This window comes from Streptomyces sp. NPDC021100 (assembly GCF_044333095.1).
Taxonomy (GTDB): Bacteria; Actinomycetota; Actinomycetes; order Streptomycetales; family Streptomycetaceae; genus Streptomyces.
The window spans coordinates 141,174-163,776 of sequence record NZ_JBIRQH010000016.1; the positions used below are offsets into that span (position 1 = coordinate 141,174).

The window sequence follows — 22,603 nt, forward strand, 5'->3', positions numbered from 1 at the left end:
TGCCGGGAGCGGATCCGCGGCTGGACGTTCGTCCCCTCGAGTTCCAGGCGGCCTCCGCCGAGTGCCGCCCGCTAGGACCGCGTCGCCCTCCCGCACTCGTCCCTGGAGGGCTCGCCCCGCCGTATCGGCGCGCTGCGGTCGTACGGGTCGACCTCCGGGCCGGCTCCGTCCGCCCGGCGGTCGGTGCCGAAGGGCGGGGTGAAGTAGCCCGTGGGGGCGCCACAGCCGCCGTTGGTCATGTCGTACTTGTACGAGACGATCGAGAACGTGCCCGGCTCGGTGACCACCTTGGCAGGATCGTCCCAGCTCAGGACCAGCTCGCGCCGGACGATCGTCCGCACGATCTCGCCGTCGCGGCCCCCGCCGTCGCCGCCCGCGTCCGCGCGCGTGACGGGGTAGACGAAGGTGACGTCGGCGGTCACCTGGAGCGCGCCGCGCTCGCCCTCCCGGTAGGTGAGCCGGCCCCGGGTCTTCACGACGTCGCCGACCAGCCGGGTGCGGGAGGGCTGGAAGCGGCTGAAGAGGAGGAGAGGGTCGTTCTTCTCGCCCGGGGCCCGGAAAGCGGTTCCCAGGAGGTCCTGGACGTCCTTCTGGTGCGGGTTGATCAGTGCGATCGCCTTCTCGGGGCGCTCGCCCCGGAGCACCCCGCGGTCCAGGCCGGACGCGACGAGGAAGTCCCGGCTGCGGGCGAGGGCCCGCTCGACCTCGGCCGCGCTCATCCAGCCGACCGCCCTGGCCTTCGGCACGGTGATCCCCGCCGCTCCGTCCGCCCAGCGCGCCGCCGGCGAGCCGCGGAACGGCTCGTCCACGGTGGGGCGTCCGGCCGGTTCCGCCGGGGGCGCCTGGTCCGGCCGGCCGGTCTCGGCCGCCGACGGCGTGGAGTCGGTGCCGGTGAACAGGTCCACTATCCGTCCGGGCGCGACCGCGACCACCAGCAGCGCCAGCGAGGCCAGCAGCCCGGCCACGTACCAGCCCGTGCGCCGCTTGGGCCGCGCGGGCGTGTAACCGCGCCAGCTCTCCGGGCCGCGGTCCGGCTCGGCGCGCAGCCGCTTCGCCACCTCGCGGGCCCGCGCCGACGGCTCCTTGGGCGCGTCGGCGACACCCGCCGCCGACTCGCGCAGAAACCGCTCCCACTCCTCGTCGGACCTGGACGAGCCGTCCGGCTCGGTACCCGCACCCATCTCCCGCTCCCTGCTGATCATTAGTCCGCGACCCACCCCCCCGTGGACGCGTTCGCATCCTGTCACAGGGCACTGACAGTGAGGCCGGGCGGACGGCGCGGGCGGGCCGCCCGGCTCCCGCCATGTCCGCCGGTCCGCACTGCTGTTGGATGGGGACGTGATCAACGTTCGCATACTCAGCGTGTTCCGCGGCCCCGACGGTAAGGGCGGCAATCCGCTCGGCGTCGTCCTGGACGGCGCGTCCGTGACCGGGCCGGAGCGACGGCAGGCGCTCGCCGCCGAACTCGGCTTCAGCGAGACGGTGTTCGTCGACGACGCGGAGCGCGGGACCGTCGACATCTGGACGCCCAGCGTCCGGCTGCCGTTCGCCGGGCATCCGCTCGTCGGCGTCGCCTCGCTGCTCATCGAAGCGGACGTGCTGCGTCCGCCCGCCGGGGAGGTGCCGGTGCGCCGCGACGGGGACGTCATCCGGATCGCCGGGCGGGCGGAGTGGGCGTCCGGGCGGCGCATGGAGCGGTACGGCTCCGTGGCGGAGGTCGACGCGCTGCCCGCGCCGCCGCCCGGAGAGGGCTGGCTGTACGCCTGGGCCTGGGAGGACGAGGCGGCGGGCCGGGTCCGCGCGCGGGCCTTCCCGCGCCGCGGCGACGCCATAGCGGAGGACGAGGCGACGGGCGCCGCCGCCCTCGTCCTCACCGCCGAGCTCGGCCGGGCCCTGGACATCCGGCAGGGCGTCGGCTCGCGGATCGTCACGCGCCCGCTGCCGGACGGGACGATCGAGGTCGGCGGGCGGGCGGTGGTCATGGGGGAGCGGGTGATCTGACTCCGTGACCGGCGAACCCGCCTCCGGGGCGGCCGTGTTCAGACTTCCTGGGCCGGCCAGCCCAGCAGCCGGGCCCCGATGACCGCCGTCTGGAGCGTGTAGCGGTGCAGGGGGTCGGCCGGGTCGGTGCCCGTGTAGCGGTGGATGCGCTCCAGGCGGTAGGTGAGGGCGCGCACGCTCAGGGACAGGCGCCGGGCCGCCTCGGCGGCCGTACAGCCCGCCTCGAAATAGGCGTTCAGCGTCTCCAGCAGCGGTTCGGCCCCGCCGCGGGCCTGCCGGAGCGGCCCGAGGGTGGACCGGACGAGATCGGCCAGCGCCTGCCGGTCGCGGGTGAGGACCGGGAAGACCAGCAGGTCCTCGGCGCGCAGTACGGACGCGGGCAGCGCCATCCGCTCCGCCAGGTCGAGGGCGTTGAGCGCCTCCTCGTACGAGCGGGCGACGCCGCCCGGGCCCGGCTGGGGACGGCCGACGGCCACCCGGCCCCGGCCGCCCGTCGCCTCCAGGACGCGCTCGGCGAAGAAGTCCAGCAGCTCGTGCCCGTCGCCCTGGGCCACGCAGACCAGCCGGCCGGACTTGGTCGCCAGCAGGATGCGGCGTTCGTCGAAGCGCGCGCCCAGAGCGGCCTCCACCTGCCGCGCGGTGCGGTGCAGATCACCGAACGGCTCGGGACCGGCCGCCACCGCGACCGCCTGGGTGTGGGCGAGGCGCAGCCCGACGTGCTCGGCGCGCTCCGCCAGCCGGCCGAGGTTGCCGCGCCCGTGCAGCAGGTCGTCGATGAACTCGCGGCGTGCCGCCTCTTCCTGGCGCACGGCGAGGCGCCGCGCCCGCTCGTAGCCGTCGGCGAACGCGTCCACGGCCTGTTCGGCCGCGGAGAGGACGCCGTCCATGACGGCCCGCGCGTCACGGCTTCCCGTGGCGAGGGGGAGGGCGGACGTGAGGGCGCGGGTGGCGGAGAGGTGCGCGCCGATCAACGTCCGCAACCCGTAGGGGCTGCGGGCGGCGCGTTCGCCGAGCGCGCGCCGGGAGTCCAGCTCCTCCCGGCAGAGCCGGCGGCCGGTGGCCGAGGCGTCCAGGACGATGTCGGCGTAGCCCGTCACGTAGTGGTCGGGCGATTCCGCCTGTGTGCCGGGTGTTTCCGCCCGTGTGCCGGGTGATGCCCCCCGTGTCACGTCCCCTCCCGCTTTCTTGGCGCGCCCCTGACGATTCCCTGACGCGCCCGGCCGAAGGATCAGGGTGACAGACGCTCCTCGGTGCCCTGACGGCCCGGGCCCCGGAACGCCGGGCTCCGCCGGAGTGGGGGCGGATGCGGCAGCGAACGGGGTCCGAAGATTGCCGGGTTCCGGCAGTGCGCTTCGCCGTCGCCGCAGGTCATCATCGGCCCGGGGGAAACGGGGGTGGCCCTGGTGCCCGGTCCCGGCAACGAGCCGGGGCCGGAGGCGCCAGGGCCCGGCCGACGGTCTCCGCCCGCTCACCGGCCTGCCGCCGTCGTCGGCGGTTGCCACACCGGAGCGCGCGCTCGCGCTCGCACGACCGCAAGAAGGTAGTACCCATGAACGTGTCCGGCCTCGGCCCTTCAATCGCACGCTCCCGGTCGGGAGACGAGCGTCCTCGGAACCGCGGCGGGGTGTGCGCGCGATGAACGAGCTGGTCTTCCGGGGCAGGGACCGGTACCGCCCGAGCAAGGGGCGGCTGGTGTTCTGGCTGCTGCTCTGCGCGGGCCAACTGGCCTCCGCCTACACCAAAACGGGCCCGGCGTCCTTCCGCTGGATGCTCGGGATGATGTCCGTGTCCGTCGTTCTCGGGTTCTTCGTCACCGTCCGGTGCCGGACGGTGGTCGGGGCGTCCGGCATCACCACCTCATGGGGCTTCGGGCGGGGCCGCACCTACCCCTGGCACGAAATCCGGTGGATCGACGTGCGCGAGACCGGGACGGGGCTGTATGAGACGCGCACGGTCCGCATCACGCTCCGGAACAGGCGGCGCCGCTCCCTGCCCGCACTCCAGCGCAGCTACCTCTACCCCGCCCCCGACTTCGACGTGGCCTACCGGCAGGTCGTCAACTGGTGGGAGTTCGCCACGAATCCGGCCGACCGGTTCCGGCCGCCGCTGCGGAAGCGGGACCGGTTGACGCCGATGGTGGTGGGGATTCTGCTGACCGTCGTGGTCATCCTTGCCACAGGGGTCGCTGTCTTCCTCGGAGGCTGAGGCTGTCCGCCGGAGCTTGTGCCCCGCTCACGCGCTCAGCGGGAACTCCTCGCCGAGCTGCCGGAACACCGCCGTGTTGAATCCGAAGGCGCGCTTGCATTCGGCGATCACCTGCTGCTTCTCCAGGTCGTCGAGCGGCAGCGCGTCGAGGAGTTCGCGGTAGTGGCGCTTGAAGGCCGTGGGGCTGCCGATGCCGTCGAAGACGTAGAAGCGGACGCCGTCGCCCTTGCGCTCGAAGCCCCAGGTCTTCTCGGCGGTGCCGCGGATGACCTGGCCGCCGGAGAGGTCGCCGAGGTAGCGGGTGTAGTGGTGGGCGACGTAGCCGGCGGGCCAGTCGCGGGCGCACTCCTCGATCCGGGCGGCGTACGCCTCGGTGGCGGGCAGGGCCGCCAGCTCCGTACGCCAGCCGGGGCCGCCCAGGTGCGCGAGGTCGCGCTCCAGGCACGCGGTGCGGGCCAGCTCGGGGCGGATGAAGGGGCCCGCGACGGGGTCGTCGGCGAGGGCCGGGGCGGCGGCCTCCAGGGCCCGGTAGACGAACCAGAGCTGCTCGGTGTAGCGGCGGTAGGCGGAGACGCCGAGCCGGCCGCCGAGCAGGTCGCCCATGAACGACGAGTTCTCGGCCTCGGTGTGGGGGTCCTGGGAGGCGGTGCGGATCAGCACGGAAAAGGGAGCGGGCGGGGTCGTGTCGGGCGAGTCCACGGCGGACCTCCGATGACGAAGGGACGGGAGCGACGGGCGAGCGACGAACAACCGGTCCACGAGGACACCGAAGCGTCCCCTGAGCCGATTGTCCGTGGTTAGGCTTGCCTAAGTCAATCGTTTTGCCGACGCGCTGTCGGAAAGACGATACCGCCGTCGCCGCTCCCGCGGGAGGGCCCGTCGGGGCGACCGGCCGAGGTGACCGGTCAGGGGTGGCCGGTCAGGGCAGCGTCAGGATCTCCGCGCCCGTGTCCGTCACCACCAGGGTGTGCTCGAACTGTGCCGTCCGCTTCCGGTCCTTGGTGACGACCGTCCAGCCGTCCTCCCACATGTCGTACTCGTACGTGCCCAGCGTCAGCATCGGCTCGATGGTGAACGTCATCCCCGGCTGGATCAGGGTGTCGTGGTGCGGGCTGTCGTAGTGCGGGACGATCAGGCCGGAGTGGAAGGACGAGTTGATGCCGTGGCCGGTGAAGTCCCGGACCACGCCGTAGCCGAAGCGCTTGGCGTAGGACTCGATGACGCGGCCGATGATGTTGATCCGGCGGCCCGGCTTGACCGCCTTGATCGCCCGGTTCAGCGCCTCCCGGGTGCGCTCCACCAGCAGGCGCGACTCCTCGTCCACGTCGCCGCAGAGGTACGTCGCGTTGTTGTCGCCGTGCACGCCGCCGATGTAGGCCGTCACGTCGAGGTTGACGATGTCACCGTCGCGCAGGACGGTCGAGTCCGGGATGCCGTGGCAGATGACCTCGTTGACCGAGGAGCAGAGGGACTTGGGGAAACCCCGGTAGCCGAGCGTCGAGGGGTAGGCGCCGTGGTCGCACATGAACTCGTGCGCGACCCGGTCGAGCTCGTCGGTGGTCACGCCGGGCGCGATGTGCTTGGCCGCCTCCTCCATCGCCTGTGCGGCGATGCGGCCCGCGATCCGCATCCGCTCGATCGTTTCGGCGTCCTGGACCTCGGGTCCGGAGTACGGGGTGGGCGCTTCCTTGCCGACGTACTCGGGGCGCGGGATCGACGCGGGTACGGGGCGGGCGGGAGAGAGTTTCCCGGGGACGAGAAGTGACTGGCCAGACATGCCTGCGAGTGTAGTCACGGCCGGTCGGGGAGCATGGGGGCGAGAGGTCGCGGAGACCGGCGAAGGAGGAGTCATGGCGCTGTTCAAGAAGCGCCCGGCGGGCAAACCGGGCGAGTGGTACTACTGCCTCAAACACGGCACGGTCGAGGAGGGCCCGCAGTGCCGCGCCGCCGACCGCTTCGGCCCGTACGCCACCCGCGAGGAGGCGTCGCACGCCATGGAGACGGCACGGGAGCGCGAGGAGGAGTGGCGGCAGGACCCGCGCTGGAACGACGGGGAACGGGGGCGGGGCGGGGAGGGGTGACGCTCCTGGGGTGATCCGCCGCTTCCCAGGGGCCCGCCGTGCGTGACCGGGGCGTGCGGCGCCCGTGCGTGACCGGGCGCGCGGGCGTCCGCCCCGCATGTCCGATCCGTTCAAGAGATCGGCGCCGCCGCCCGGCTACCGTCACCGCCATGACCAGCACCGACAAGGAAAGCCGCCACATCGGCGTCCACATCGACCGCCCCGTAGACGAGGTCTACGCCTACGCGTCCGACCCGGCCAATCTGCCCGCGTGGGCCCGTGGCCTGGGCGGTTCCATCGAGAAGCACGAGGATCACTGGGTCGCGGCGTCCTCGCCCATGGGCCGGGTCGTGATCTCCTTCGTGCCCCGCAACGCGTTCGGGGTGATCGACCACGACGTCACCCTCCCCTCGGGGGAGACCGTCCACAATCCGTTCCGCGTGATCGCCGACGGGGCGGGGACCGAGGCCGTGTTCACTCTCCGCCGGCGGCCGGGGATGACCACCGCCGAGTTCGAGCGGGACACCGCGATGGTCGTCGGCGACCTGGCCCGGCTCAAGGAGCTGCTGGAGACGGCGGTGAGCGCCTGATCCCGCGGAAATCGGGCTCTATGGGACCGGGTGAGGCTCTTCCCGGTTCCACGATCGTCGCGTGACGCAGATCATGACGAAACATCGCTATCGGGTCGGCACCGGACGGGCGTGCCGCCGGTCTGTGGGGGCGTGAGGGCCGGCCAACCGGCCGGCCCGTCGCCTCCCCGGCCTTCCGGAGCCGCCACCGTGATCCGTATGCTGCCCGTCCCCCGCGCCCTGCTGCCGCTCACCGCGGCGGCAGGGCTGCTGCTCACGTCCGCGTGCGGCGGTTCCGGCGGCAGTGGCAGCGACAGCGGAACCGCCGGGGCGGAAGGCGTGAAGGTCGGCATGACGCCGGCCGACAGGACCACGGGCGTCGCCCCCGGAACCCCGATCACGCTCAAGGTGACCTCCGGCGACGCCCGCCTCGCCGACGTGACCGTCACCGACCAGCACGGCCGGCGCCTCGACGGCAGGCTCTCCGCCGACGGCCGTTCCTGGACGTCCGGTTCGGGGACCCGGCCCGCCGGCACCTACAAGGTCGGTTACACGGCGAAGGCCAAGGGCGGGGGCGGGCGGACCGGCTCCGGGACGGTCACCACCGCAGCGCCCGAGAAGCCCAACAAGCTGGAGCTCGTGCCGGGCGACGGGTCGACGGCCGGCGTCGCCCAGCCGGTCTCCCTGCTGTTCGACCACCCGGTCCCGGACGCACAGAAGGCGGACATCGAGCGGAACCTGCGCGTCGAGACCTCGCCGAGGACCGAGGGGTCCTGGGGCCGGGTCAAGGACCACGGCGGCGGCGACCGCGTCGACTGGCGCTCCAAGGACTTCTGGAAGCCGGGCACCAAAGTCAAGCTCAAGGGCGACCTCGCGGGCCTGCCGAGCGGCCAGGGGCGCTCCTTCGCCCGCGACTACGCCACGGCGTTCACCGTCGGCGAGAACCGCGTCGTCACCGTGGACGTCGCCGGGCACCGCGTGTCGGTGGCCGAAGGCGGCGAGGAGGTGGCCTCGTATCCGATATCCGCTGGTTCCGACACCTATCCGACCTGCGGCGGCACCCACGTCGTCCTGGCCAAGAACGCCCACGAGACGATGAAGTCCGCATCGGTCGGCCTCGGCGACGCCTACCCGAGCCTGCCCACCACCTCGGTCGTGCACCTCACCTCGTCCGGCACCTTCATCCACGCCGCCGACTGGAACGCGGACGTGATCGGCTCGGCCAACAAGAGCCACGGCTGCGTCGGCATGCTCAGCGGCGACGCCAAGAAGCTGTTCGACCGCATCCGTGTCGGCGCCCCGGTGGTCGTGAAGAACACCGGGAACACCGAGGCCACGGAGCTCGGGAACGGCTTCGGCGCCTGGCAGCCGGACTGGCCGGCCTGGAAGGCCCGCAGCGCCCTCAAGGGCTGACCCGCTCCCCTGGCTCCTACGCCGCCTCCGCCACCTCCGTCACCTCGGGCTTGCGCGCCCGGCGTTCGCGCATCAGGACGGCGTGTTCGTCGGTGCGCTGGTCGTAGGAGAGGAGCTTCGGCAGGGCCATGGCCAGCAGGCCGACCGAGGCGACGCAGGCCAGGCCGCCCGCCCAGATGGAGGCGCGGACGTTGGTGAGGGCGGCCATGCCGCCGGCGCGGACCTGGCCGAGCTGCGGGCCCACCGAGTACGAGAGCAGCTCGATGCCCGCGAGCCGGCCGCGCAGCTCGTCGGGGATGGTCTGGTCCCACATGGCCGAGCGGAACAGGCCGCTGACCGTGTCCGCCGCGCCGGCCAGCGCCAGCATCGCCAGCACCAGCCAGATGTTGCCCATCCAGCCCGCCAGGGCCATCGCCGCGCCCCAGGCGAGGGCCGCGCCGACGACCATCCGGCCGTGCCGGTGCACCCGGGAGACCCAGCCGCTGGTCAGACTGACCAGCAGTGAACCGATCGCGCTCGCCGCGTACATGAGGCCGAGCGCCCAGCGGGCGTGGAGGTCGTCGGCGAGGAACGGGAAGACCGCGTTGGGGAAGGCGAAGAACATCGCGGCCATGTCGACGGCGTAGGTGCCGAGCAGTTCCTTGCGGCTCCAGGCGTAGCGGGCGCCCTCCAGGATGCCGCGCACGGACGGTTTCTCGGCGTCGCGCGCGGGCGGGGAGGCGGCCAGGCCGATGGTGAACAGGACGGAGACCGCGTAGGAGGCGACGTCCAGGGCGTAGGCCCACTGGAGGCCGCCGAAGGCGATTATGACGCCCGCGAGGGACGGTCCCGCGATGGCGCCGACCTGCCAGCGCATGGTGTTCAGGGCGATGGCGGCGGGCAGTTGCTCGTGCGCGACGATGCGCGGGACGATCGACTGCAGGGCCGGGCGCTGGAGTCCGGTGAGCGCGCTGACCAGGCCGGCGACCAGGTAGAGCGGCCAGACGAGCGGGTGCGGCAGCAGGGTGTTGAGCAGCAGCAGGGCGCTCAGCACGCCCAGTCCCGCCTCGGTCCAGAGGATCAGCTTGCGGCGGTCGAGGGCGTCGGCGAGGGCGCCGCCCCAGAGGCCGAAGACGATCAGCGGGACGAGCTCCACCGCGCCGATCGCGCCGACGGCGAGCGTCGAGCCGGTGAGCTCCTTGAGCTGCACCGGGAGGGCGACGAAGGTGAGGAAGCTGCCGAAGACGGTGACGAGCCCGGCCATCCACATCCGCCGGAAGTCACGCGACGAGCGCCAGGGGGTCAGGTCGGGCAGCAGGGCCCGCAGCCGGCCCCGGGCGGGTGCCGGGACGGGGAGGGGGTCGGGAGGGGCGGCGGAGGCGGAGGGATCGTGCTCGGTCACGGGGGTCCATGGTCCGTGGCCGTAGTGGTATGAGCAAACGTTTTTCCCCTGGCGCCGCGCGGGGCGCGAGCTCCAGAAGGAGCGGAGGGGACGGAGCGGGCGGAAGGGGCGAAGGTGGGTGAATTCACGGAACGTCGCGAAGAGCCCGCGAGGGGCCGGGAGTTTGCGGTGTGCCGCGCGGCCCCTGGGCCGCGGGGGGCGGCCGCGCGCATGGTGGGTGACGCGGCGGCGGTGCGTGAGGGGTCTCACGCGGGAGGCCGGACCGGCCGACGGCGCGGAGGCGCGGCCCGAGTGCCGGGGCGGCGCCTTACGCGCCCGGAGGCGCCGCGCGAGCCCGCTCACCACGGCTCCCTGGGGTACGGCTCCGGAGGTGGAGCGGCGAGCCGGGCGGCCAGCCGGGAGAGCCGGTCGCGGAAGCGGCGCCCGGGCGGGACGTCCTCGCCCGCGGCGGCGCTCACCAGGTGCTGGACCGTGTCCAGGTCCAGCCCGGCGGAGACGGGGGCCGGCAGCACCTCGTGCGCGAGGGCCCGCAGCTCCTCGCCGCCGGCGCCCGCGCCGCCGCCGTCCAGCGCCAGGACCGTCGTCCCGCCGCGCCGTACGCCGTCCACGCGTTCCAGCAGCGCCTCCCCGGGCGGCGGCCCGGCCTGCGGCACCACCAGCAGCAGCGCCCCGCCGCGCCCGGCGCCGCCGTCCAGCCGCTCCAGGCCCGCCGCCAGGTGCGCCGGGGCGCCCGGCGGCACGCGGTGGCGGACGAGCGTGGGGTGCAGCTCGGGGCGGCCGGAGCGGGCCGCCTCCTCGTCCAGGTGCGCCGCGAGGTGCCAGGGTTCGTACTCCGCCGTCCCGACGAGCAGCAGGCCTCCGCCGCGCGACCGGGCGGACCGGCGCAGCGTCCCCGCGAAACGGCGCGTGTCCCGCAACCAGTCGGTCCCGTCGAGCACTTCGCGCAACAGCGCGACACGCACAGCGTTCATGACTCACCATCCTGCCGCGACGAACCGGGAGGAAAACGGGGAAGCCGCCCGGCTCACCCGTTCGTGCCCCGGGCCGGGGTACGCCCGGCGGTGCCGATGTGGCGCGTGTGCTGCCGGGGGCGGATCATGGCGCTGCCGGGGCGGCTCACGGCGCTGCCGAACGCGGTTCGCGGGGCTGCCGGACGTGGTTCCCGGAGGCTGCCCGATGCGGCCGTCGGCACTGCGCGAGGGCGGCTCGCGGCGCTGCCCGACGCGGCGCACGGCGCTGGTCGATGCCGCTCGCCGCGGGCGTGACAGTATCGCTGTCATGACGACTTCCGCTGACACAACAAAGCCCGCAGCCAAGGACCCTTGGGACCTTCCGGACGTCTCCGGCCTGGTGGTCGGCGTCCTCGGCGGCACCGGTGACCAGGGCCGCGGCCTCGCCTACCGGCTGGCCAAGGCCGGCCAGCGGGTGATCATCGGCTCCCGCGCCGCCGAGCGCGCCGAGACCGCCGCCGCCGAACTGGGACTCGGTGTCGAGGGCGCCGACAACGCCGAGTGCGCCCGGCGCAGCGACATCGTGATCGTCGCCGTGCCCTGGGAGGGCCACGGCAAGACCCTGGAGGCGCTGCGCGAGGAGCTCGCGGGGAAGCTCGTGATCGACTGCGTCAACCCGCTCGGCTTCGACAAGCAGGGCGCCTACGCGCTGAAGCCGGAGGAGGGCAGCGCCGCCCAGCAGGCCGCCGCCCTGCTCCCGGAGTCCCGGGTGACGGCCGCCTTCCACCACCTGTCCGCCGTGCTGCTGTCCGACCCGGAGATCGACGAGATCGACACGGACGTGATGGTGCTCGGCGAGAACCGGGCCGACACCGACCTCGTCCAGGCGCTGGCCGCCCGCATCCCCGGGATGCGCGGCGTCTTCGCGGGGCGGCTGCGCAACGCGCACCAGGTGGAGTCGCTGGTCGCCAACCTGATCTCCGCCAACCGGCGGTACAAGGCGCACGCGGGGCTGCGGGTCACGGACGTCTGATCGCCCCGGATCCGCTGCCGGGCCAGGGCGGCCGGGGCGGGGCGCCCGTGGGCCGCTGACGGGCATGGGGGACAATGACCGGGATCGTACGCACTCGCGCCGGATCACCGTTCACGTTCCCCGTCCCCGGACAGGAGCCGCCCCCCATGCCCCGCCTCGCCCTCTACGCCCTCGCCGTCTGCGTCCTCGCGGTGGCCGCGGCCGTCGTCTCCTTCTACCGGGGCAGCTGGCTCGGCGTCGTCTGGATCCTGCTGGCGGGCGTCGCCTCCAACATGGCCTGGTTCTACGTCCGCAAGCAGAAGATGGACCGCGAGGCGGCGCGGGCGGCGGCGGCCGTCACGGAGTGAGGCCGCCGTTTCCGGCCGCCGTCAGCCGACGCGGATCCACTGCCACTGGTCGGCCGGCGAGGGGACGCTCTCCGGGGCGTCCCAGAACTGGAACAGCCGCCGTCCCCAGTACGCGTCCCACTCCTCGACGCCCAGCACCCGCAGCACCGCGTGGATCAGGTCGAAGAACGCGTTGTTGACCTCCGGGATCATCAGGAACCCGAACAGCGCCAGGAACCCGAACGGCGCGAACGGCTCCACCTGCCGCCGCACCCCCGGCGACAGCCACGGCTCCACGATCCCGTAGCCGTCCATGCCCGGGACGGGCAGCAGGTTGAGGATCGCCGCCGAGACCTGGAGCAGCACCATGAAGCCCAGCGCGTAGCGGAAGGTGTCCGGCACCCCGTCGAGCGCGCCCAGCCAGAACGGCGCCGCGCAGACCACCGCGAACAGGACGTTCGTCAGCGGCCCGGCCGCCGAGATCAGGCTGTGCTTCCAGCGGCCGCGGACGCGGTGCCGCTCGATGAAGACCGCGCCGCCGGGGAGGCCGATCCCGCCCATGATCACGAAGATGACGGGGAGGACGACGCTCAGCACGGCGTGCGTGTACTTGAGCGGGTTGAGGGTGAGGTACCCCTTCGCCCCGACGGTGATGTCCCCGCCGTGCAGGGCGGTGCGGGCGTGCGCGTACTCGTGGAGGCAGAGCGAGACGACCCAGCCCGAGACGACGAACAGGAACACGGCGAAGCCGGGGCTCGCCGCGTAGTCGGTCCACACCGCCCACATCGACACCGCCATCACGGCGACGAGGGCGAGGAAGACGGGGCTCACGCGCCGCTCGGCGTGCGTCGCGTCGGATGCCATGGTTCTGCGCTCCAGGGGTCTGCGGGGGCGGCCGGGGACGCCCGGCGCGGGGGTGTACCGGCAGGACGGTACTTGGTCGCGCCGGAAAGTCGTAACGCCCGCCGGGTCCGAGCAGGGACAATGACCCGGTGCGTTACGGCATCCTCGGCACCACCCAGGCCCATACCGACGACGGGCGGCCCGTCGCCGTCGGCGGCGCGCGGCTGCGCGCGCTGCTCGCGGCGTTCGCCCTCAACCCCGGGCGGGGGCACGCGTCCGGCATGCTCATCGACCTCGTCTGGGGCGACGAGCCGCCGGCGGACGCGCCCGGCGCGCTCCAGGCGCTCGTCGCGCGGCTCCGGCGGGCGCTCGGCGCCGGGGCGGTGGAGTCGGTGGCCGGCGGCTACCGGCTGAACGCCCGGCCCGACGACGTCGACCTGCACCGCTTCCAGCGCCTCGCCGACGAGGGCGAACGGACGCTCGCCGACGGCGACCCGGTGAAGGCGGCCGGGCTGCTGGACGACGCGCTCGCGCTGTGGCGCGGGTCCGCCCTGTCCGACCTGCCGGGACACGAGGCGCTCGCCGCCCGGCTGGACGCCCGGCACCTCGCCGCGCGGCGCGGCCGGCTCGCCGCGTCCGTCGCCCTCGGCGACCCGGACGCCGCCCTGCCCGAGCTGGCCGAACTCTGCGCCGACCACCCCCTGGACGAGCCGCTGCACGCCCTGCGGCTGCGCGCCCTGCGCGCGGCGGGCCGCCCGGCCGAGGCCCTCGCCGCCTACGAGGACGTCCGCGCGGCCCTCGCCGACCGGCTGGGCACGGACCCGGGCCCGGAGCTGCGCGCGCTGCACGCCGAGCTGCTGGGGGGCGGGGGCGGAGGGGAATCCTGGGCGGCCGGGGCGTCCGGGGGCGCCGCTCCCGGGCGGTCCGGGCGCCCCGCGCCGGGCCGGACGGCCGGCCCGGCCGGCTCCGCGGACGGAACCGGGACCGCGGCGGGGTGGCCCGGCCGCCCCGGGGGCCCCGGACCCGAGGCGGCCGCCCGGGACGCGGGCGGGACGGCGGGACGGCACGGCCAGGCCGGTTGGACCGGCCAGGATGGTCGGGATGGCCGGGTCGGTCAGGATGCTCAGGACGGTCGTGACGGCCGTGCCCGGGAGGGCGGGACGGACGGGCAGAGCCCGTGGGCCGGGGCAGCAGGGGTAGCCGGGACAGCCGGTGCTGCCGGGACGGCTCGTGCTATCGAGACAGCCGGTGCTGCGGGGACGGACGGAGAGAGCGCGTCCGCCGGCGCGGGGCATCCGGCCGGTCGGACCGGCCCGGCAGGGCGTGACGGGCACCCCGGGCCCGGCGCACCCGGCGCGTACGCCCCGCCGCGCCCGGACACCGACGACGGCCAAGGCCGGCCGTCCGGCGCGGCGGAACGATCCGCCCCCGCCCCGGCCGGCCGCGCCCCGCGCGGCAACCTCCGCGCCCGGCTCACCTCCTTCGTCGGCCGCGAGGACGACGTCCGGGTGATCCGGCGGGACCTGGAGCGGCACCGGCTCGTCACCCTGCTCGGGCCGGGCGGGGCCGGGAAGACGCGGCTGTCGCAGGAGGCCGCCGAGGCCGTGGCGCGGGAGACCGGCGCCTGGCCGGACGGGGTGTGGCTCGCCGAGCTCGCGCCCGTCGACGACCCGGCGACCGTGCCGGAGGCCGTGCTCACCGCCCTCGGCGGGCGCGAGACCGTGGTGCGCGGCACCGCGGAGGGGCTGCGGGCCGCCTCCGACGCCACCTCGGCCGACCCGCTGGTCCGGCTGGCCGAGCTGTGCGGGCCGCGCCGGATGCTGCTCGTCCTCGACAACTGCGAGCACGTGATCGACGCCGCGGCCCGGCTCGCCGAGACGCTGCTCGCGCACTGCCCCGGCGTGACCGTCCTCGCCACCAGCCGCGAACCGCTCGCCGTACCCGGCGAGTCCGTACGCCCGGTGGAGCCGCTGCCGGACCCGGTGGCGCTGCGGCTGCTCGCCGACCGGGGCGCCGCCGCGCGGCCCGGCTTCCGGATCGAGGACGATCCGGCGGCGTGCGCCGAGATCTGCCGCCGGCTCGACGGACTGCCGCTCGCCGTCGAACTCGCCGCCGCCCGGCTGCGGATGCTCACCCCGCGCGGCCTCGCCGACCGCCTGGACGACCGCTTCCGGCTGCTCACCTCGGGCAGCCGCACGGTCCTGCCGCGCCAGCAGACCCTGCGCGCGGTCGTCGACTGGTCCTGGGACCTGCTCGACGCCCCCGAACGCGCCGTCCTGCGGCGGCTGTCGGTGTTCGCGGGCGGCTGCGACCTGGCGGCCGCGGAGGCGGTCTGCTCGGGCGGTACGGGCGGTACGCCGGGGAGTCCGGACGGCGGCTCCGACGGCCTCCGCGACGGCTCCGGGCCCCACGGCGGCCCCCGCGCCGAGGGCGCACCGGCCGCCACTGACGTCCCCGAGGAGGACGTCGCCGTAATCGTCGGCTCGCTCGTCGACAAGTCGCTCGTCGTCGCCGCGCCCGCCGACGACGGGGAGATGCGGTACCGGCTGCTGGAGACCGTCGGCGAGTACGCGGCCGAGCGGCTCGACGAGGCGGGGGAGCGGGCCGCCGTCGAACGGCGGCACCTCGTCCACTACCGCGAGCTGGCCCGCACCACCGAGCCCCTGCTGCGCGGCCCGGATCAGCGCGTCCTGCTCGACCGGCTGGAGCGCGAGCACGACAACCTGCGCACCGCGCTGCGGCGGGCCGTCGCCGCGCGGGACGAGCAGGAGGCGCTGTGCCTGGTCCTGTCCCTCGGCTGGTTCTGGCAGCTGCGCGACCACCGCGTGGACGGAAGCACCTGGTCGGAGGCGGCCATGGGCCTGGGCCCCGACCCGTTCGACGAACCCGTGCGGCCGGCCCCGCCGTTGTACGAGCGCTGCGTCGACGCGCCGCCGCCGATGTCGCCCGAGCTGCTGATGGAGGCCCGGCGCGAGGTCCGGCTGGTCTGGCTGTCGAACCGGGAGCACGACATTCGGGTGACGGACACCCCGGACACCCAGGCCTGGATGCGCCGCGTCGCCGACGCCTACGGGCCGGGGCAGCCGCAGAACTGCCGGGTGCCGGGCTTCGCCTGGTACTTCGTCCGCCTGTTCACCGGCGATGTGGAGGGCATTCACCGCAGCCTCGACAACGGCGTCGAGATGTGCCGCGAGCTCGGCTACGAGTGGGAGCTCGCCTTCCACCTCCAGCAGCGGGCCAAGTTGCTCAATGAGATACCCGACCGCGCCGACAGGTCGCTGCGGGACGCCGACGAGAGCCTGGGGCTGTTCCGCCGGATCGGCGACGCCTGGGGGGTGGCCGAGGCACTGGCGGGGCGCGCCGAGAGCCACGAGCGCCGGGGTGCGTTCGCGGAGGCCGCACGGGACTACCGCGAGGCGCTCGACAACGCCCGCGTCCTGGGGTCGCGCGCCCAGCTTCCGATGCTCAAGTGCCGGCTCGCCGAAGTGCTCGCCGAGTCCGGGGAGATCGGCAAGGCGGAAGGCGAGCGGCTGCTGCGGGAGGCGCTGGAGGAGGCCGAGCCGCTGAACCCCGACGCCGCCTATTTCATCCGGATCTCGCTCGGCATCCGGATCGCCCGCAACGGCGGCCACGCCGAAGCGCGGGAGATCCTCCAGGCCCTGCACGAGGAGCTCCGGGACCGGTCCGTTCCGCTGTTCGCCACCATGCTCGAGAGCGTGCTCGGCTGGGTCGACGTCCTCCAGGGCAGACCGGCCGACGCGCTGCCCAAGCTCCGGTCCGCGCTGACCTCGATCGGCGATCCGCTGACCGCCCTCGTCGCCGCGCACCTGCCCGTGCACATGCTGCTCAACGCCGCCTTCGCCCACTCCGCGCTGCCCGGGCGCGAGCACGCCGCGACGGCGGCGCGGCTGCTGGGCGCGGTCACCGCGCTCCGCCCCGGCGGGCTGCACGAGGCGTCCGTCGAGCGGGAGGTGAGGGAGCGGACCATGGAGGCCGCCCGGGCCGCCCTGGGCGAGGAGGCGTACGAGCGGGCGCACGCCGAGGGCGGCCGCCTCTCCCTGGGGGAGGCCGCCGCTTTGGTGTGACCCCGGACGGCGGCCCTCCGTCCGGCAAGGTCCGGCCGGCGGGCCGCCGGCCGACGCGAGCCCGCCCGGCCCGGGCGCCCCCCCCCGCTGGGCCTGTCCGACCCGGGCGCCCCCTCGGGCCCCGTCCGACGCGGGCGTCCCGGGCCCCGTCGGCCCCGGAACCCGGCCGGCGTCCGCCCGCCCGTCCGGCCGAGGACACCGCACGCCACCGCCGTCAGGTCTTCTTGCGGAAGCGGCGGACCGCCAGCGGTGCCGTCACCGCCGTGATCCCCACCGACCAGGCCAGCGTCAGCCAGACCGAGTGGGCCACCGGCCCGCCGATCACCAGGTTGCGGGACGCGTCGGCGAGGTTGGCCAGCGGGTTGTACTCGGTGAAGGTCCGCAGCCAGCCGGGCATGGTGGTCGGCTTGGCGAAGATCGAGCTGGCGAACTGGAGCGGCATCAGGACGAGCATGCCGATGCCTTGCACCGCCTGAGCGGTCTTCATGGTCAGACCGATCAGGATGAAGATCCACATCAGGGCGGAGCCGAACACCACGCTCAGCGCGACCGCGCCCAGCAGGTGCAGCACGGAGGTCTTGACGTCCAGCCCGAGGGCGAAGCCGATGGCGAGCTGGACCGCCACGGCCACCAGCAGCCGCCCGATCTCCGTCACGATCTTGGCTATGAGCACCGAGGAACGGGCGATGGGCATGGTCCGGAAGCGGTCCATGACGCCCTTGCGGAAGTCCTCGTTGACGCCCGCGCCCACCGCCATCGCGATGTTGAGGCCGGTCATCGCCATCAGGCCGGGCACCAGGTAGTTGACGTACGCCTCCTGCTGCCCGGGGCCGAACATCGCGCCGCCGAAGACGTAGACGAACATCAGCGTGAAGATGATCGGCATCGCCAGGACGTCGAACATCGACTCCGGGTCCTGCCTGATCTGGAGCATGTTGCGGCGCGCGAGGGCGCCGATGTGCCGGAGGTGGGAGCGGAGGGGGATCCGTCCCTCGCCGGCGGGCGCCGCCACGGGCGCGCCGATCGTCGCGGTGGTCATGCGGCGGCCTCCTGAAGGGCGTCGGCGCCGGCGCCGGGGCGCGGGGCGTCGTCGGTGAGGGACGTCTTCTGGCCGGTGATGGCCAGGAACACCTCGTCCAGACTGGGGAGATGGGTGTTGATACCGGCGATGGCGAAGCCGCGCGCGCCCAGCATCGCGACGACGGCGGTGAGTTGCTCGTCGCTCACGATCGGGACGTTGACCAGGCCCTCGGCCTCGTCCATGGTGGCGCCGGCGATGCCGTCGAGCCCGGCCTGCGCCACCGCGCCGACCATGCGCGGCAGTTCGGACCGGTCGGCCGGGCGGATCTGCAGCGTCCGGCCGCCGACCTTGGCCTTGAGCTCGTCCACCCGGCCGCCGGCGATGACCTTGCCGCGGTCGATGACCGTGAGCTCGCTCGCCAACTGCTCGGCCTCCTCCATGTACTGGGTGGTGAGCAGCACCGTGGCGCCGTCCCGCACCAGGGACTGCACCTCGGACCAGACCTCGTTGCGGGTGCGCGGATCGAGGCCGGTGGTGGGCTCGTCGAGGTAGAGCACGGCGGGCCGGCCGATCATCGAGGCGGCCAGGTCCAGCCGGCGGCGCATGCCGCCCGAGTACTGCCCCGAGGGCCGCTTCGCCGCCTCGGTGAGGGAGAAGCGCTCCAGCAGCTCGTTCGCGCGGCGCCGGGCCTCCTTGCGGGACAGGTCCAGCAGCCGGCCGATCATGTAGAGGTTGTCGATGCCGGAGAGCTTCTCGTCCACCGACGCGTACTGGCCGGTCAGGCCGATCACCCGGCGGAGCTGCCGGGGCTGGGTGAGGACGTCGTACCCGGCGACGCGGGCGCTGCCGGCGTCGGGCTGTATCAGCGTGGACAGGACGCGCACCAGCGTCGTCTTGCCCGCGCCGTTGGGTCCGAGGACGCCGAGGACGGTGCCTTCGCGCACGTCCAGGTCGACCCCGTCCAGGGCCCTGGTCTCGCCGTAGTGCTTGACCAGCCCTCGGACCTCCACGGCGTTGCCGCGGTCTTCGGGGATGTCGTTTCGTGTCATGGGAAGAGGCTGACAGGCCCCACTGACAACGGGCCGACATCCGCCCGACAGGACGCCGGCACGGCCGGTGCGGCCGTGTCGGCGCCCTGGCATCTTCCTCAGCGCCCTGTCATCTTCTCCGGCGCCCTGTCGCCTTCCGGCGAGCGGCCCGGTCAGTGGAAGGAGTGCTCCTCCGCCGGGTACGCCCCGCCGACCACGTCCTCCGCGAACTCCCGGGCCGCGCCGCCCAGCACCTCGCGCAGGTCCGCGTACCGCTTGACGAAGCGCGGCACCCGGCCGGACGTCATGCCCGCCATGTCCGTCCAGACCAGCACCTGGGCGTCGCACTCCGCGCCCGCCCCGATGCCGACGGTCGGGATGTGCAGGATGCGGGTGACCTCGGCCGCCAGCTCGGCCGGGACCAGCTCCAGGACGACGGCGAAGGCGCCCGCGTCCTGCACCGCCTTGGCGTCGCGCAGCAGCTGCTGGGCCGCCTCCTCGCCCCGGCCCTGGACCGGGTAGCCGCCGAAGGCGTTGACGGACTGCGGGGTGAGCCCGATGTGGGCCATGACCGGGATGCCGGCCTGGACCAGCAGCTCGATCTGGTGGGCCGAGCGCTCGCCGCCCTCCAGCTTGACCGCGCCGACGCCCGCCTCCTTCACCAGCCGGGTCGCGTTGCGCAGCGCCTGCACCGGACCCTCCTGGTACGCGCCGAACGGCAGGTCGCCGACGATCAGGGCGCGCCGGGTGCCGCGCACCACGGCGGCGGAGAGCAGGGTGATCTCGTCCATGGTGACCGGCACCGTGGACTCGTAGCCGAGGTGGCAGTTGCCCATCGAGTCGCCCACGAGCAGCACGGGGATGCCCGCCTCGTCGAAGACGGAGGCGGTCATCGCGTCGTAGGCGGTCAGCATGGGCCACTTCTCGCCGCGCCCCTTCGCGGCGGCGATGTCACGGACGGTGATGCGCCGGGATCCCGTCCCGCCGTACAGCGCCTTGCCGGGCGCGGCGCCCGTACGACTGCTGTCGGTCGTTCCCGGTGATGTGACGGCATGCGTCATGGCAGTGGCTCCTGTATGTCGTCTCGAAGCGCCCTTGCGGCGTCCCCGGATCCCCTCCATGCTGACACGTGGCGCGGGTGCGAGGAAGGCGCCGGGGGTGACACCGGGGGTAACAGGGGGCCCATGCGGGGGCCCGCGCTGTGCCCTGCGGGCAAAACCTCCGCAATACGAGACGGTGCCGTATCGCAAAGCGGTCTACGGTGGGAGGTATGACATCCCCTGCCGGTGAAGCGCCGGTGCGCCAGGTATCCGAGGCCGTGCACAAGCGACGGTGGGCGATCCTCACCGTCCTGCTGTTCAGCCTGCTCGTCGTCGTCCTCGACAACTCGATCCTCAACGTGGCGATGAAGACCATCGCCTCACCCGCGCCCACCGGCCTCGGGGCGACCCAGAGCCAGCTGGAGTGGGCGATCAACTCCTACACCCTGGTCTTCGCCGGCATCCTCTTCACGGCCGGCCTGCTGGGCGACCGGCTGGGCCGCAAGAAGGTCCTCCTCTTCGGCATGGTCGTCTTCGGCATCGGCTCGGTGCTGTCGGCCACCTCCGGCTCGCCCGGCGAACTCATCTCGTTCCGCGCGGTGATGGGCTTCGGCGGCGCCTTCGTGATGCCGGCCACGCTCGCGATCATCATGAACGTCTTCGAGCGCGACGAGCAGCCGAAGGCCGTCGGCATATGGGCCGGCGCGGTCGGACTCGCCATCGCCATAGGGCCGATCACCGGCGGTCTGCTCATGGACCACTTCTGGTGGGGCTCGGTCTTCCTGGTGAACGTGCCGATCGTGATCGTCGCGGTCATCGCGATGGTGATCCTCGTTCCCGACTCCAAGGACCCCTCGCCCGGCCGCCTCGACCCGGTCGGCGTGCTGCTGTCCGTCGTCGGCCTGGTCCTGCTGGTGTACGGCATCATCAAGGGCGGCCAGCTCGCCGACTTCACCGACCCCGAGGTCTTCGGCACGGTCGGCGGCGGACTGCTCGTCCTCGTCCTCTTCGTCCTGCACGAGCGGCGCAGCGCCCATCCCGCCCTGGACATGCGGTACTTCCGCAAGCCGCAGTTCTCGGCGGCGGTGGCCTCGATCGGCCTGGTCTTCTTCGGGCTGATGGGCGTCACCTTCTTCACCGTCTTCTACACCCAGAGCGTGCGCGGCTACAGCCCGCTGGAGAGCGGTCTGCTGCTGCTCCCGCTGGCCGCCGCGCAGATGTTCTTCGCGCCGCGCGCCCGGCTCGTCGTCGCCCGGTTCGGCGCCCGGGCCGTCTGCTGCGCCGGGATGGTGCTCGTCGCCTGCACGATGTCCGGCTTCGTGCTGCTCGACGCCGACACCCCGATCTGGATGCTGGAGGTGCTGTTCTTCCTCCAGGGCACCGCGATGGCGCACGTCATGCCGCCCGCCACCGTCTCGATCATGCAGTCGCTGCCGCGCGAGAAGGCCGGCTCCGGCTCGGCCGTCAACAACACCTTCCGGCAGGTCGGCGGCGCCCTCGGCGTGGCCGTGCTGGGCTCGGTGCTCTCCACCACCTACCGCGACGGCATCACCGCGCACCTGGACGGCGTCCCCGGCCTGTCCGGGTCCGCCCGGCACGCGGCCGGCGAGTCGATAGAGGCCACCCTGGGCCTGGCCGGCCGCCTCGGCCCGGCCGGACGGGACCTGGTCGGGCCCGCCCAGGACGCGTTCCTGCACGCCATGCACGTCACCGCGCTCGGCGCGGCCGGGGTCGCGGCCCTGGGCGCGCTGGTCGCCGGCGTCTTCCTGCCGGGCAAGAACGCGGCCCCGCCCGCCGCGGGCCCGGGCCGGCCCGCCGAACGACAACAGGCGGAGGCCCGCAGGTGAGCGGCCCGGCGCGGGACGCCGGAGCCCCCCTGCCCGTGCAGCAGCGCGGGCGGCCGCGCAGCGCCGCCGTCGACACCGCCGTGATCGAGAGCGTCCTGCGGCTCCTCGAAGGCGGCGTCACCGTCGGCGAGCTGTCCATGGAGCGGATCGCCCGCGAGGCCGGCGTCGGCAAGGCGACCGTCTACCGGCGCTGGGCCGGCAAGGAGGCGCTGATGCTCGACGTCCTGCGCTCCCTGGAGGAGGACGCCCCCGAGCTCGCCGGCGTCTCCGTCCGCGACGACCTGGTCGCGCTGCTCGACTTCCTGCGCCGGCGCGGCCTGGCCAAGCGCTCCTCCGCGGTGATGCGTACCGTCGTCGGCCAGGTGCAGGCGCAGCCGCGGGTGTGGCGGGAGTACCACGAGACGGTCGTCGCGGCCCGGAGGGAGTCCTTCCGGGCGGTGCTGCGGCGGGGCGCGGCGGCCGGGGAGATCCGCCGGGACGTGGACGTGGACCTGCTCATCGACCTCTTCGTCAGCCCGATGCTGGTGCGGGCGGTGCTGCACGAGTGGCAGGAGCTGCCGGCGGGGCTGGCGGAGGGGATCGTGGACACGGTGCTGGACGGCGTACGGCCCTGAGGCTGCCGCCGGGGCCCGAATGTGCCCGTTGTGTCACAGGACGCCCCCATGAGGCCGTCGACAGGAACCCGCCCGGGCCGACGGGCCGTCCTCCTCCGCGAAGCCCCCCTTCCGGTGGGGCCCGGGACAGCCCTCCCGCGGTGATCACGACGGACCGTCGATCACCTATGGTCGGGTGACGGGACAC

General features: G+C 74.1%; 20 protein-coding genes. 10 read left to right on the top strand and 10 right to left on the bottom strand.

Going from position 1 to position 22,603, the window contains the following annotated elements; all coding sequences use genetic code 11:
- Positions 1-71 precede the first annotated feature (71 nt).
- On the bottom strand, positions 72-1,181 hold the full coding sequence (locus tag ACH4PU_RS26035) for a hypothetical protein (RefSeq protein ID WP_398276699.1): 1,110 nt from the start codon (positions 1,179-1,181) through the stop codon (positions 72-74).
- Between the two features lie 157 nt (positions 1,182-1,338).
- Between ACH4PU_RS26035 and ACH4PU_RS26040 the strand changes: the two genes are divergently transcribed.
- Positions 1,339-2,001, top strand: a complete 663-nt coding sequence (locus ACH4PU_RS26040; RefSeq protein WP_398276702.1) for a PhzF family phenazine biosynthesis protein — start codon at positions 1,339-1,341, stop codon at positions 1,999-2,001.
- Positions 2,002-2,039: 38 nt separating this feature from the next.
- Here ACH4PU_RS26040 and ACH4PU_RS26045 read toward each other — a convergent pair whose 3' ends face one another.
- Positions 2,040-3,098: a PucR family transcriptional regulator gene (locus ACH4PU_RS26045; RefSeq protein WP_398276705.1), complete on the bottom strand. Its 1,059-nt coding sequence runs from the start codon at positions 3,096-3,098 to the stop codon at positions 2,040-2,042.
- A gap of 538 nt (positions 3,099-3,636) precedes the next feature.
- Here ACH4PU_RS26045 and ACH4PU_RS26050 point away from each other — a divergent pair.
- A complete protein-coding gene (locus ACH4PU_RS26050) occupies positions 3,637-4,206 on the top strand; it encodes a PH domain-containing protein (protein ID WP_398276708.1) in 570 nt (189 codons plus the stop codon).
- Positions 4,207-4,233: 27 nt separating this feature from the next.
- Here ACH4PU_RS26050 and ACH4PU_RS26055 read toward each other — a convergent pair whose 3' ends face one another.
- Complete coding sequence (locus ACH4PU_RS26055; RefSeq protein ID WP_398276711.1) at positions 4,234-4,905, bottom strand: heme oxygenase (biliverdin-producing); 672 nt, start codon at positions 4,903-4,905, stop codon at positions 4,234-4,236.
- A gap of 220 nt (positions 4,906-5,125) precedes the next feature.
- The gene (map, locus tag ACH4PU_RS26060) at positions 5,126-5,983 is read right to left on the bottom strand and encodes a type I methionyl aminopeptidase (protein WP_185940534.1); all 858 of its coding nucleotides are present in this window, start codon (positions 5,981-5,983) and stop codon (positions 5,126-5,128) included.
- A gap of 73 nt (positions 5,984-6,056) precedes the next feature.
- Between map and ACH4PU_RS26065 the strand changes: the two genes are divergently transcribed.
- The 3 genes from ACH4PU_RS26065 to ACH4PU_RS26075 all read left to right on the top strand — a co-directional run bounded on the left by ACH4PU_RS26065 (position 6,057) and on the right by ACH4PU_RS26075 (position 8,248).
- The gene (locus ACH4PU_RS26065) at positions 6,057-6,287 is read left to right on the top strand and encodes a hypothetical protein (RefSeq protein ID WP_185940533.1); all 231 of its coding nucleotides are present in this window, start codon (positions 6,057-6,059) and stop codon (positions 6,285-6,287) included.
- Positions 6,288-6,436: 149 nt separating this feature from the next.
- A complete protein-coding gene (locus ACH4PU_RS26070) occupies positions 6,437-6,856 on the top strand; it encodes an SRPBCC family protein (protein ID WP_398276715.1) in 420 nt (139 codons plus the stop codon).
- 198 nt (positions 6,857-7,054) lie between these two features.
- Positions 7,055-8,248, top strand: a complete 1,194-nt coding sequence (locus ACH4PU_RS26075; protein ID WP_398276718.1) for an Ig-like domain-containing protein — start codon at positions 7,055-7,057, stop codon at positions 8,246-8,248.
- A 16-nt stretch (positions 8,249-8,264) separates the two neighbouring features.
- Here the strand turns inward: ACH4PU_RS26075 and ACH4PU_RS26080 are convergent, their stop codons facing one another.
- On the bottom strand, positions 8,265-9,629 hold the full coding sequence (locus ACH4PU_RS26080) for an MFS transporter (RefSeq protein WP_398276721.1): 1,365 nt from the start codon (positions 9,627-9,629) through the stop codon (positions 8,265-8,267).
- A 338-nt stretch (positions 9,630-9,967) separates the two neighbouring features.
- The gene (locus tag ACH4PU_RS26085) at positions 9,968-10,600 is read right to left on the bottom strand and encodes a hypothetical protein (protein WP_398276724.1); all 633 of its coding nucleotides are present in this window, start codon (positions 10,598-10,600) and stop codon (positions 9,968-9,970) included.
- A 307-nt stretch (positions 10,601-10,907) separates the two neighbouring features.
- Here ACH4PU_RS26085 and npdG point away from each other — a divergent pair, with 307 nt between their 5' ends.
- Both npdG and ACH4PU_RS26095 read left to right on the top strand, forming a co-directional pair.
- The gene (gene npdG, locus ACH4PU_RS26090; RefSeq protein ID WP_398276727.1) at positions 10,908-11,612 is read left to right on the top strand and encodes an NADPH-dependent F420 reductase; all 705 of its coding nucleotides are present in this window, start codon (positions 10,908-10,910) and stop codon (positions 11,610-11,612) included.
- A 146-nt stretch (positions 11,613-11,758) separates the two neighbouring features.
- Positions 11,759-11,959, top strand: a complete 201-nt coding sequence (locus tag ACH4PU_RS26095) for a hypothetical protein (RefSeq protein ID WP_398276730.1) — start codon at positions 11,759-11,761, stop codon at positions 11,957-11,959.
- Between the two features lie 21 nt (positions 11,960-11,980).
- Here the strand turns inward: ACH4PU_RS26095 and ACH4PU_RS26100 are convergent, their stop codons facing one another.
- Complete coding sequence (locus ACH4PU_RS26100; RefSeq protein ID WP_185940527.1) at positions 11,981-12,802, bottom strand: site-2 protease family protein; 822 nt, start codon at positions 12,800-12,802, stop codon at positions 11,981-11,983.
- 128 nt (positions 12,803-12,930) lie between these two features.
- On the opposite strand from ACH4PU_RS26100, the gene ACH4PU_RS26105 reads away from it, so the two are divergent.
- Positions 12,931-16,866, top strand: coding sequence for an AfsR/SARP family transcriptional regulator (locus ACH4PU_RS26105; protein ID WP_398276733.1), 3,936 nt, complete (start codon positions 12,931-12,933; stop codon positions 16,864-16,866).
- A gap of 214 nt (positions 16,867-17,080) precedes the next feature.
- On the opposite strand, the gene ACH4PU_RS26110 is transcribed toward ACH4PU_RS26105, so the two are convergent.
- The 3 genes from ACH4PU_RS26110 to panB all read right to left on the bottom strand — a co-directional run bounded on the left by ACH4PU_RS26110 (position 17,081) and on the right by panB (position 19,976).
- The gene (locus ACH4PU_RS26110; RefSeq protein WP_398276737.1) at positions 17,081-17,905 is read right to left on the bottom strand and encodes an ABC transporter permease; all 825 of its coding nucleotides are present in this window, start codon (positions 17,903-17,905) and stop codon (positions 17,081-17,083) included.
- Positions 17,902-18,936, bottom strand: a complete 1,035-nt coding sequence (locus tag ACH4PU_RS26115; protein ID WP_398276740.1) for an ATP-binding cassette domain-containing protein — start codon at positions 18,934-18,936, stop codon at positions 17,902-17,904. Before ACH4PU_RS26115 ends, ACH4PU_RS26110 begins: the two co-directional genes overlap by 4 nt.
- Before the next feature lie 152 nt (positions 18,937-19,088).
- A complete protein-coding gene (panB, locus tag ACH4PU_RS26120; RefSeq protein WP_398276743.1) occupies positions 19,089-19,976 on the bottom strand; it encodes a 3-methyl-2-oxobutanoate hydroxymethyltransferase in 888 nt (295 codons plus the stop codon).
- A 209-nt stretch (positions 19,977-20,185) separates the two neighbouring features.
- On the opposite strand from panB, the gene ACH4PU_RS26125 reads away from it, so the two are divergent.
- Positions 20,186-21,802 carry an MFS transporter gene (locus ACH4PU_RS26125; RefSeq protein ID WP_398276746.1) on the top strand — a complete coding sequence of 539 codons (1,617 nt, stop codon included), beginning with the start codon at positions 20,186-20,188 and terminating at the stop codon, positions 21,800-21,802.
- The gene (locus tag ACH4PU_RS26130; RefSeq protein ID WP_398276749.1) at positions 21,799-22,416 is read left to right on the top strand and encodes a TetR/AcrR family transcriptional regulator C-terminal ligand-binding domain-containing protein; all 618 of its coding nucleotides are present in this window, start codon (positions 21,799-21,801) and stop codon (positions 22,414-22,416) included. Before ACH4PU_RS26125 ends, ACH4PU_RS26130 begins: the two co-directional genes overlap by 4 nt.
- Positions 22,417-22,603: the final 187 nt, after the last annotated feature.